Genomic DNA, 11,893 nt, shown 5'->3' on the forward strand with positions numbered 1-11,893 from the left:
TGCAAAGTTAAATAACGAAACTACAAACTATCTTATTAAATTGTTAATGCTTTTGATTTGAATAGTAACACTATCACTGCCATTGGTTTTAAAATGGATAGTTTTAGTCTCATTTGGTAAAATATCGAAAAAATTATCGCTAAAATGACCTTTTTCTTTTGAATATAAAAACACATCTTTTTGAAGTACTGCTGAAGACAATTCGATTAAAAATCCATCTTCTGTTTTAATTGTTTTTTGCTGAATATCTCCTTTTAAAAGCTTTAACTCTTTCGGTTTAACAAGATAATGCAGGCTTTTTCTTTTATTAAATTCAGCTACTATTACAACATCATTTTTGTTAAACTGAAGCTGTTGTAAATTAAGTTCATTTTAATTTCGCTAGAATTTGAAGACGCATAAATTTTTGTAGCAGTAGTGTAAAGTTCTTTTCCTTTAAAGTCTATGATTTTTATGGCTAATTCTCCTCCATAACCTTCTAAATCGTCATTAATGATGTAGGTTTTTAAAATATTATCTTCAACTTTCGATGAGATTAAAACATCTTCAAAACTTCGTTTAGCTTTATAATGCAAGGCCTTCCAATTACCAAAAAAATCGATACTAGACCAAGAAACAACAGGCCAACAATCGTTAAGTTGCCAATACAGCGTTCCCATAGTATATGGTTTTGCTCTACGTTGTGCTTCTATTCCTTTTGTAATTCCGTAGGCTTGTAATAACTGACTCACATACACGTAATCTTCCGCAGTATTTGGAACTGGGAAATCGCGTTCCATATACTCGTTAATAAGCTCAAAACCTCTGCTGTGCTTTTGGTGAGTTTTAAAGTCTTCCGAAGAAATATGTATAGAATCACTTTGGTTTATATACTTAATAACCTCGTAACTTGGAAAGGATTGAAAACCAAATTCGCTCATAAATCGTGGTACATTGTTTTCGAGATGCTCAAAAGGATACGCATCGTGCCAAATCCACCAATCGTGTGCATCGCCTTCGGTTTTATATTTTGGATTACCTCGACCATATTTTGGCGAACTTTCCCAGTAATCTGTTTTAGAGTTTTGCACAACTGCTAAAGGCAAAATAGAGTCGAATACTTTTAAATAATTATTCCAGATTTCTTCTCTCTCTTCTTCACTCCTATTGGGTTGCCAACCCCATCGATGCCAACCTTCAGAACTCTCATTATTACCACACCAAAGCGCCATACATGCGTGATTTTGCAAGCGTTTTACTTGTTGCTCTGCCTCTAGTTTTACGTTATCTAAAAAATCTTTATCTCCAGGATACATGGCACAAGCGAACATAAAATCTTGCCAAACTAAAATTCCTTTTTCATCGCATAAATTGTAAAAAATATCATTTTCGTAAATGCCTCCTCCCCAAACTCGTAGCATATTCATATTGGCATCTACAACATCATTTAACAGCTTCTCATAATGCGCATCTGTAACTTTGTTTTGCATACTGTTTTGCGGAATGTAATTTGCGCCTTTTGCATACACAGGCACATCGTTTACTTTAAAATAAAAAGATTCGCCAATGCTGTCTTTTTCGGTTACTAGCTCAATAGTACGTAAACCTATTTTAGTTAAAACACTATCTAAAACAGCTTCATCTTTTTTAACTACAACTTTTATATCGTATAAATAAGGGTCTCCTAAATTATGTGGCCACCAACGTTTTGGATTTTTAATTTGGATTATAATTTCTGATTTATTTTGACCACCATAAGTTGTGTTCAATTCGTTATTTAAATAGATGTTATATGATAAGCCACTCTTGTCTTCTGCTCTAACTTTAACATCTAAAATTAATTTAGCAATTTTATCATTTAATTCTATTTGGTCGAAGGATATTTCTTCTAATTTTAAATCATCCCAAGCCATTAACTTAATTGGCTTCCAAATTCCACTTGTATTAAGTTTTGGTCCCCAATCCCAACCATATTGAAATTGTGCTTTTCTGGTAAACACTCTGTTTCCTTCTGGTAATATATAGTTTAGTTTGTTTTTCGCTTTTTCTTCTTGAATTGAAGTGTTTTCAAAAGTAATCTTTAGTTCGTTTTCAGCTTTCAAAATAGGTTTTACATCAACTTTAAATGTTCTAAATGCATTGTTTGCTTTAAGAATTAAACTATCGTTTAAATAGACCGAAGCGTAAGTATCTAAGCCTTCAAAATTAAGTTCAACATGCTTTTTATTGATTGTGTTTTGATCTACTTTAAAAGTAGCTTTATACTCCCAATCGGTTTCAGAAATCCATTGCAATTCCTCTTCGTTGTTACCAACAAATGGATGTTTAATCAATTTATTTTCTATTAAATCTGAATGTACATTTCCTGGGACAGTTGCAGCGTTCCAAACTGTATCTGTTACTGATTTAAATTGCCAATTACAATTGATTTCTGTAGTTTGCGGAACATCGCTTTTTTTCTTACAACCAAAAAATAGCACTACTACAAAACAATAAATTAGGCCTTTTTTCATATTAATTATCATAAACTATATAGACAGAAACCATCCAATAATTAATTTTATCGCCATCAATCGCTTGTGCTTCTGGAATGGAAAATTCAAAATTATGAGTACCCTTTTCAAGATTTCCTAAGTCTATAATTTCTGGCTTAACGTCGCTTCCAGGGCACCAATTGGATCTAGAATAATCGGAAGACGCAATTCGTTCTTCAATCTCTTCGCCTTTCCAAGTTGTTTTTTCTGTCCACACTCCAGAGGTTGGATTAAATCGTCTAAAACTGGCACAATCGTCTCGCCAAGGCGTAAATTGTTTGATTATTGAGCCATTTAATTTAATGGTATTTTCTTTTTTGGTAAACTCATCACCTTCCGCATGACCTCCATGACCAGTTGTAATGTAGTATAATTTTGCGTTTTTTAAAGTGGCTTCAACTGGGATATCAATAATTAAATTTTCTTTTGAAAAGGCATCGTAAAATTTTTGCTCAGAACCATACTTCGTGGTGTTTAACACAGGAATAACCTGTTGGGATTTCTTTTTGTGATTAGGTATCTCACTTTCTTCAAAATTCAAATCCACAGAAATAGTATAGCCTTGCTTGGTCCAAGTATCTATAAACACGCCAACATAAACCTCATCTTCCAACAAAGGTAAAAGGTGTGTAATATCTTGTTGCCAATTTACTTGCGCTTCCCATTTTGGAATATATACAGGTTTTAGTGCAGCTACACGCTCGTCTGTATTAAAATAGCCAACTCCAAAAGGCGTCATAAACCGTAACAATTCTACATTTGGCTGGTAAGTTTTATTATTAATTTTTACTGTTTTAATTCCTGGAAACGAATCTTTAAATTGTGTTTTTTTAATGGTTTTAGTTTCAAAATCTAACAAATTTAGATCTGAAGATGTAGGAATCACAAATAACGAACCCGATTTATCCCAAGGATCTCCATTGGAAGTGAGCGTTACATTTACAGTGACTTTTGGTTGTAGTGTATATTTTGGTAGTGTTACTTTTTTCACTAAAACACGACCAGCATCTAATCGTAAAATTCTATCTTTTTTTTGTAAAGAATCGGTTTTAAAAGCCATATCAAAATACAGGTTTTCTTTCTGAAAAACAGAAATTAATTGGTTTCCAAAAGGTTTTATCTCTTGTTTACAGGAAGACATTAGGATGCATAATAGCAATAAAATTCTATTGGTCATTATTGGATAGCGTTTAAAATGGATTGAATAGTGTCTTTATCTGAAACAGTTTGTATGGTATTATCAAAGAACTTATTTTTAGTTGGTTTTACAATTGCTTTTGAAGCTGAAGCATGAATTTCTAAAAATCCAGCGGCTTTAAATTGTTTAGCGTTATTGGGATTTACTCCGCTTCCTGCTAATATAATTAAGCGTTCTTTTGCTTTTTCTTGTAGTTGTTTTAAAAGTGTAATTCCTTTTATTGCAGAATCCTCTTGTCCTGAAGTTAAAATTCTATCTACACCTAATGCTATTAATTGCTCTAATGTTTCTGTGGGATTCGGAACACCATCGAAAGCACGATGAAACGTAAAAGACATTGGTTTAGAAAGTTCCACAAGTGTTTTTGTTCTGGCTACATCTAAGCTGTTATCGCTATTTAAAACTCCAGAAACAATACCAGAAACACCTAAGTCCTTACAAATTTTAATGTCTTGTTTTATAATTTCAAATTCGGAATCCGAATAGGTAAAATCGCCACTTCGAGGACGTATTAACACGAAAGTTTTAATAGACAACTCGTTAACCACTTGTTTAATTAAACCATAACTTGGTGTAATGCCTCCAACCGATAATTCTGAACATAACTCGATACGATGTGCTCCTGCGTCTTGTGCATTTTTAGCCGATTGGAATGAGTTTGCGCAAATTTCTACTGTCATAGTATAATCATTTTATAAAACATTTTATCTAAGTTAATCTTTGAGATTCCTACGTCGCTAGAAGGCTCCTCTGAGTGACATTAATTCAATTTTTAATTAACGATTATTTCATCCATAAATGTCCAAGCCTTGTTTCCAGTACCTTGTTTACCTTCAGGAATTGTTCCGTAATTTTTAACTTTTATCTTAATATACCTCGCTTTTGTTGTTTTAAAATTTTGATTAAAGTTCACTAATAATTTTTCAGAATTTCCAATTTCATATCCTTCAAAATTGCTTTCATCAAAACTAATTTCTACAAAAGATGGCGCATAAATCCATTGTCCATTCCCATTATAGAATCTCGTTTTAACCGAATTTATCTCCATGTCTTCACCTAAATCAATTGTAATCTCAATGTCTTCTCCCCAAAACCCTAACCATTCCTTATCTCCAAAACGCGTGTTGTCTCCATTAATTCCGTTAATTAAGCCTTGTGCACCACTTCCTGAATAGGCTTTATGTGGTGCTTTATTAATTGTAATTTTTTTACCAACTGCTTTATGGAAATTTATTTGCTTTTTAAAAACACTGCCTAATTGTTCATTATCATTAAACACAGCAGCTTTTATGGTTGATGTTTCTGAAATTGGTATAGGTTTTTTATACACTTCGGAATACAGTGTTGGGCTTGTACCATTAACTGTGTACAGAATTCTTTTATCTTTTGTAACTGTTTGTAATTGGTAGCTTAACGTGTTGTTTTCTGAAAGTAATTCGCCTTCAACTTCATACAAGTGGTTGGCATAATTAAAGTCTAAAACATCCAAACGCTTATTAAAATGCTCTACATGAGTTACAAAATTGCTGTAATTTTTATTTTCAGTTGTACTCCAAGCGACTTCACTCATGGCTAATGCTCTGGGAAACATCATATATTCCACTTGCTTGGATGTTGGCATATATTCGGTCCAAATATTGCCTTGTACACCAAGTATATATTTAGTTTCTTCGCTAGTTAATTCTTCTGGATAAGGATTAAAATGGTACACTTTTTCTAGTGGTAAATATCCACCAATTGCTAATGGCTCTTGGCTATTGTCTGATTGGTAATAATCAAAATAGCAGTGCGACGTTGGTGTCATTATCACATTGTGTTGTTGCTTTGCAGCTTCGACTGCACCTTTTGTGCCTCGCCAAGACATAACGGTTGCATTTGGTGCTAATCCGCCTTCTAAAATTTCGTCCCAACCTATAATTTGCTTGCCTTTACTATTAAGGTATTTCTCCATTCTAGTAATAAAATAATTTTGAAGTTCGTGCTCGTCTTTCAATCCTTCTTCTTGAATTCTGCGTTGGCATTGGCTACATTTTTTCCAATTGGTTTTTGGTGCCTCATCTCCCCCAATATGGATATACTGACTTGGAAATAACGGAATCACTTCATCTAAAACATTTTCTAAAAAGGCAAAAGTTTTGTCGTTTGTACAAAATATATCTTCAAAAACACCCCATTTTGTAGCTACCTCAACTGTATTTCCTGTACAACCTAATTCTGGATAAGCAGCAATTGCTGCTTGTGCATGTCCAGGCATTTCAATTTCTGGAATAACAGTTATATTTCTAGAAGTTGCATAAGACACTACGTCTTTAATTTGTTCTTGAGTGTAAAATCCTCCGTATTTTTTACCATCAAATTGATGTGGTTGATCGCTGTAATGACCTATTAATGTTTGGTTTCTAAATGCTGAAATCTCATTTAGTAATGGATAGCTTTTAATCTCAATGCGCCAACCTTGATCATCTGTTAAATGCCAATGGAATGTGTTCATTTTTAATAGCGCAATAGCGTCGATGTACTTTTTAATAAATTCAACAGGATAAAAATGTCGTGCCACATCCAAATGCATACCTCTATACGGAAATCGTGGTTCATCCTTTATGGTTAAACATGGCAAACTAATCTTTTGTTGATAAGGTGTATTTGATTCTAATTCTTTAGGTAATAATTGTCTTAAGGTTTGTACAGCGTAGAAGGCTCCAGAATCTGTACTTGCCTGTATTGTTATTGCATTTTCTGTTATTAATAATTGATAGCCTTCCGTATTACTAATGGTTTCATTTTTTATAAATTCAATCGCATTGGTGGCTCCTTTTGCTTCAACAGGATTTATATAGTCCTTTAAAAATGTTGTACTCACTTTAAAATCATCTTCATTTTTAATTTTAGTATTAGCACTTAATTTAAAATGACCTTTTGTAATGGTTTGACTTAATGGTGCAGGAATTATATGAATTGTGTGTGGCGGAATCGTTTTTTTAGAGCAAGCAAAAAAACTAAAACTTATAATAAGAATTGTTAGGATTTTGTGACACCTCATTTTTAATTATCTTAGATGCTTATAAAAATAACATTCTATTTGATGAAAGTAAAACTTACTCTTGTTTTTATTCTTTTTTTAGTCCTTAGCTCTTGTAATGATGCTTCTAAAACTACCACAATAGTTGAAAAAAATAAACCTTTAATTTCTTATGTTAATCCCTTTATTGGAACAGGAGGTCATGGACACACGTATCCTGGAGCCACTATGCCTTTTGGGATGATGCAGTTAAGTCCAGACACACGTTTAGACGGTTGGGATGGCTGTTCAGGCTACCATTATAGCGATAGTTATATTTATGGATTTTCGCATACGCATTTAAGTGGAACAGGTGTTTCCGACTATGGAGATGTTTTAATAATGCCAACCAATGCGCAACATTTTAATAATGGAGCAGATGGAAAACCTGGTTATAAAGCACATTTTTCGCACGATAATGAAATTGCAGAACCTGGTTATTATAAAGTGCTTTTAGACAGCACAAATATTAATGTGGAATTAACGGTTTCAAAACGTAGTGGCATTCATAAATATCAATATCCATCTTCAGAAAACCAATTCGCCATTGTAGATTTAATGCATCGCGATAAAGTTTTAGAGGCTAAAATTGATAGGGTTTCAGAAACCGAAATTGTTGGCTACAGATTTTCAGAAGCTTGGGCAAAAGACCAACGCTTATTTTTTGTGATTAAAACATCACATCCATTTAGTGATGTATTGCAATCACCTCCAGAAACAGGACAACCAGGAGCTCAAAAAATTGCTTTACAATTTAAAAACCCAAATAACGAACCTGTTTATATTAAAGTAGGTATTAGTGCTGTAGATATTGAAGGCGCAAGAAAAAATTTAGAAGGAGAAATAGGAGATCAAAGCTTTGAGCAAGTAAAAAAAACAGCTCAGGATTTTTGGGAAAAGCAACTAGAAAAAATTGTTGTTGACAGTGATAATGAAGATTACAAAACCAACTTTTATACTTCTATGTACCATGTGGCTTTAGCACCAAACCTTTACCAAGATGTAGATGGTCGCTATCGTGGTATGGATTTAAAAATACACGAAACCAAGGATTTCGATTACTATACTGTATTCTCGCTTTGGGACACCTATCGTGCTGCTCATCCGCTTTACACTATTATTGAACAAGATAAAACTAACGATTTTATAAATACCTTTTTAGCAAAATATGACGAAGGTGGCATTATGCCAATTTGGGATTTATCGGCTAATTATACAGGCTGTATGATTGGCTATCACGCAGTTCCAGTAATTGCAGATGCTTATCTAAAAGGCATTACAAATTATGATATTGAAAAAGCGTTTACTGCGATGAAGCATTCTGCAACACGAGATAAACTAGGCTTAAAAAGTTATAAAGAATTTGGCTTTATTCCTGTTGAAGAGGAAAGCGAATCGGTTTCAAAAACATTGGAATATGCTTACGATGATTGGACTATTGCCCAAATGGCACAACACTTAAACAAAACTGAAGATTTTAAAATCTACTCCGAAAGAGCACAGTATTACAAGAATATTTTTGACCCAGAAACTCAGTTTATGAGAGGCCGTTTTAGAAATACATGGTTTGCTCCTTTTGATCCTTACGAAGTGAATTTTAATTATACCGAAGCTAACGCGTGGCAATACAGTTTTTACGTCCCACAAGATGTTACTGGTTTTATAAATCTATTGGGCGGAAAAGATAAACTTGAAGCTAATCTCGATGAGTTATTTATAGCCAAAAATGAAACATCAGGACGACATCAAGTAGATATTACAGGATTAATTGGGCAATATGCACATGGAAACGAGCCTAGTCACCACATGGCTTACCTCTATAATTTTGTGAACAAACCACATAAAACGCAAGAAAAAATTCATCAAATTTTAACCCAATTATATACCAATACACCAGACGGAATTTCAGGTAATGAAGATTGCGGACAGATGAGTGCTTGGTACGTATTTAGTAGTATTGGTTTTTATCCTGTAACTCCTGGGAGCAACGAATATATTATTGGAACGCCTTTGTTTAAAAAGGCCACTTTTAATTTAGAAAACGGAAAGCAATTTACTGTTATTGCTGAAAATTTAAACGATAAAAATATCTATATAGAATCTGCAGAATTAAATGGAAAACCTTTAAATACTTCTTTTATTACACATAACAATATAATGAATGGTGGCACACTTAAATTTAATATGAGCGCAACTCCAACTGATTGGGCAACTAAAGACCACCAAGTGCCTTCTACTGAAATTAAAGAGCACCTAATTACACCTGCTCCCTTTATTGCAAAAGGAGATGTGGCTTTTAAAGGAAAAACTGAAATTGTTTTAGATAATGCAGACAAAGAAGCCTCTATATTTTATAGTTTAAATGAGGCCGAATTTAAAAGCTATATAGCTTCTTTTGAAATCACTAAACCTTCAACTTTAAAAGTCTATTCAGAAAAAAACGGAATAAAAAGCGCTACAATTGAAACTAAATTCTATAAAATAGATCCTAATATTTCAATTCAACTAGACACAGAATATGCCAACCAATATAATGGCGGAGGAAATAATGCGCTTATAGATGGTATTTATGGCACGCAAGATTTTAGAACAGGAACTTGGCAAGGCTATTTTGATAAAAACCTTAGTGCTACTGTAGATTTAGGCAGTGAAAAGTCTGTAAATTTAGTAACTATTAATTTTTTAGAAGACCAACGTTCGTGGATCTTTTATCCAACAGAAGTTACGTGTTATGGTTCTAAAAATGGTAAAGATTTTGAGAGTATTGATGCTATTAAAACATTAGATGCTTCAAAAGCTTCGGAAGCAGTAACTATTAAAAAAATTCATTTTAAAATAGTCCCAAAAAAATATAGATATATTAAAATTGTAGCCAAAACTTTAGGTAAACTTCCGGAATGGCATTTAGGTTATGAACACGATGGCAGAAGTTGGTTATTTGCAGACGAAATTACTATTAAATAAATACTATGAAACGTAGAAACTTTATTAAAAATGCTTCGCTATCTGGAGTTGGATTAGCAATAGGAAGTACACTTGCTAGTTGTGCCGAAAAAAATTCGGAAGAAAAAATTGCAGGCACTACAGCTTCAGCAAATACAACAACAGCAAAATTACCTTTAGTGATTGCAACTTGGCATGTCATAGATTCTACTGCAAAAGCCATGGAAATATTACAAGCTGGAGGCACTGCACTAGATGCTGTAGAACAAGGCTGTAGAGTTGAGGAAGCTAACGAAAAAGGACAATCTGTTGGAAAAGGTGGCTTACCAGATAGAGATGGAAACGTGACTTTAGATGCGTGTATTATGGATAAAAACGGAAACTGTGGCTCTGTAGTCTATCTTCAAAATATAACACATGCCGTTTCGGTTGCCAGAAAGGTTATGGAAGACACACCACATGTGATGCTTGCTGGTGAAGGTGCAAAACAATTTGCAGTTTCTAAGGGTTTTAAGACCGAAAACTTACTAACCGAAGCCTCCAAAAAAGCTTGGGAAAAATGGAAAATTGAAGCCAAATACAAACCCATTATCAATATTGAAAACCACGACACTATTGGCATGCTCGCTATTGATAAAAATGGAGATATTTCTGGTGCTTGTACAACTAGTGGGTTAGCGTATAAATTAGGAGGTCGAGTTGGCGATTCGCCAATTATTGGTTCTGGTTTGTTTGTAGATAATGAAGTTGGTGGTTGTGTGGCAACAGGTCTTGGAGAAGAGGTTGTGAAAACTGTTGGTAGCTTTTTGGTTGTAGAATTAATGCGACAAGGAAAATCGCCTCAAGAAGCTTGCGAAGAAGCTATTAGCCGAATTGTAAAGAAGCCAAACAGTAATTTTAAAGATTTTCAAGTAGGTTATATTGCTGTAAATAAAAGTGGCGAAACTGGGAGTTACTCAATACATCAATGGTTTAGTATGACTAAATTTCAGGATGGGAAGAATGAGCAAATCCAATCTGATTATTTTAATAAAACTAAAGATTAAGCTTTTTTATGAATACTTGAGCTCAACACTCAACCCCTTTATGTGTATTGATAGTTTTTAATCCTTTTTTGATAATTAATAGTACCTTATTTACTCTTTAATCTATTAAATTTGAAATAATTAATTTATCCCTAAATTTTTAATTATGAGAACTCATTTAGTAAGTTTTAAAACCACCTTTTATACACTTATTTTTACTTTAATTACTATACACTTTGGAATTGCGCAAGTAGGAATTGGCAATGTAAATCCTCAGGCCTCATTAGACGTTTCTGCATCAAGTACAACTGCTCCAATTAATACAGATGGCTTACTAGTTCCTAGAATGAATACATTTCCTGGCACAGATCCTGGAGCATTCCAAAACAGTATGTTAGTTTATTTAACTACAAATGTAACTATAGGTACAGTAAGTTATACAAAAGGCTATCATTATTGGGATAACGATATTCCTGCTTGGGTTCCGCTTTCTGGTGCAAAACGCATTAACGATTTAATTGATGGTAAATCTGATGTGGATGGTACTGAGGATGGGGCTTCTGTGTATTTAGGATTAACCAGTGGCAATGCAGATGACAGCTCTGACAACCAAAATGTTGGCGTAGGTTTTCAATCTCTTGCATTAAATACAACTGGTGACCAGAATGTTGCCATTGGACATACAGCCTTAAGTCTTAACGTAGATGGCAGAAGAAATACAGGTTTAGGTTCTAGAGCTTTAAATAGTAATAGTGATGGAGGTAATAACACTGCACTTGGTGTACAAGCTTTACAAAGTAATACAAGTGGAAATCACAATTTAGCCATTGGAGCCTTAGCATTAGCAGAAAACAATGCTAACAGAAATTTAGGTATAGGAAACCAATCGTTTAGATATAATGAAACAGGAGAGTTTAATGTAGGATTGGGTTACTATTCTGGGCGTGTAGCTAAAGGCAATAACAACACTTACATTGGAGCAAGAGCAGGAAACTCAGATGGTAGCGCCTCGTCTAACAAAGTACTGTGGTAAAAAACAAGTAAAAACTCATTAATTTTTCACTAAAGTACTTCTGTAAGAATCATCATATATTAATCCCGATTTAGCAATTGCAAAGGCTTGTTTCAATAACTTATTGCATACTGCGATTAACGC

At 33.7% G+C, this 11,893-nt stretch carries 8 protein-coding genes and 1 pseudogene; 3 read left to right on the forward strand and 6 right to left on the reverse strand.

Features of this window, described 5'->3' with window-relative positions; all coding sequences use genetic code 11:
• Positions 1-27: 27 nt before the first annotated feature.
• The 5 genes from ACVC5O_RS02650 to ACVC5O_RS02670 all read right to left on the reverse strand — a co-directional run bounded on the left by ACVC5O_RS02650 (position 28) and on the right by ACVC5O_RS02670 (position 6,751).
• Complete coding sequence (locus ACVC5O_RS02650; protein ID WP_452219915.1) at positions 28-201, reverse strand: glycoside hydrolase family 2 protein; 174 nt, start codon at positions 199-201, stop codon at positions 28-30.
• A 122-nt stretch (positions 202-323) separates the two neighbouring features.
• Positions 324-2,492 carry a glycosyl hydrolase 2 galactose-binding domain-containing protein gene (locus ACVC5O_RS02655; RefSeq protein WP_452219916.1) on the reverse strand — a complete coding sequence of 723 codons (2,169 nt, stop codon included), beginning with the start codon at positions 2,490-2,492 and terminating at the stop codon, positions 324-326.
• Between the two features lies 1 nt (position 2,493).
• Positions 2,494-3,690 (reverse strand): PNGase F N-terminal domain-containing protein, encoded by a 1,197-nt coding sequence (locus tag ACVC5O_RS02660; RefSeq protein ID WP_452219917.1) that lies wholly within the window; start codon positions 3,688-3,690, stop codon positions 2,494-2,496.
• Positions 3,690-4,391, reverse strand: coding sequence for a copper homeostasis protein CutC (locus tag ACVC5O_RS02665; RefSeq protein WP_452219918.1), 702 nt, complete (start codon positions 4,389-4,391; stop codon positions 3,690-3,692). The genes ACVC5O_RS02660 and ACVC5O_RS02665 overlap by 1 nt, the downstream gene beginning before the upstream one ends.
• A 92-nt stretch (positions 4,392-4,483) precedes the next feature.
• On the reverse strand, positions 4,484-6,751 hold the full coding sequence (locus tag ACVC5O_RS02670; RefSeq protein ID WP_452219919.1) for a glycoside hydrolase family 20 protein: 2,268 nt from the start codon (positions 6,749-6,751) through the stop codon (positions 4,484-4,486).
• Positions 6,752-6,793: 42 nt separating this feature from the next.
• On the opposite strand from ACVC5O_RS02670, the gene ACVC5O_RS02675 reads away from it, so the two are divergent.
• The 3 genes from ACVC5O_RS02675 to ACVC5O_RS02685 all read left to right on the forward strand — a co-directional run bounded on the left by ACVC5O_RS02675 (position 6,794) and on the right by ACVC5O_RS02685 (position 11,770).
• A complete protein-coding gene (locus tag ACVC5O_RS02675; protein ID WP_452219920.1) occupies positions 6,794-9,733 on the forward strand; it encodes a GH92 family glycosyl hydrolase in 2,940 nt (979 codons plus the stop codon).
• A gap of 5 nt (positions 9,734-9,738) precedes the next feature.
• Entirely contained in the window at positions 9,739-10,758 is a 1,020-nt protein-coding gene (locus ACVC5O_RS02680; protein ID WP_452219921.1) for a N(4)-(beta-N-acetylglucosaminyl)-L-asparaginase, read from the forward strand.
• Between the two features lie 145 nt (positions 10,759-10,903).
• Positions 10,904-11,770, forward strand: coding sequence for a hypothetical protein (locus tag ACVC5O_RS02685; RefSeq protein WP_452219922.1), 867 nt, complete (start codon positions 10,904-10,906; stop codon positions 11,768-11,770).
• Between the two features lie 18 nt (positions 11,771-11,788).
• Here the strand turns inward: ACVC5O_RS02685 and ACVC5O_RS02690 are convergent.
• Positions 11,789-11,893, reverse strand: a pseudogene (locus tag ACVC5O_RS02690) (IS110 family transposase); the annotation flags it as partial.

This window comes from Lacinutrix salivirga (assembly GCF_053604675.1).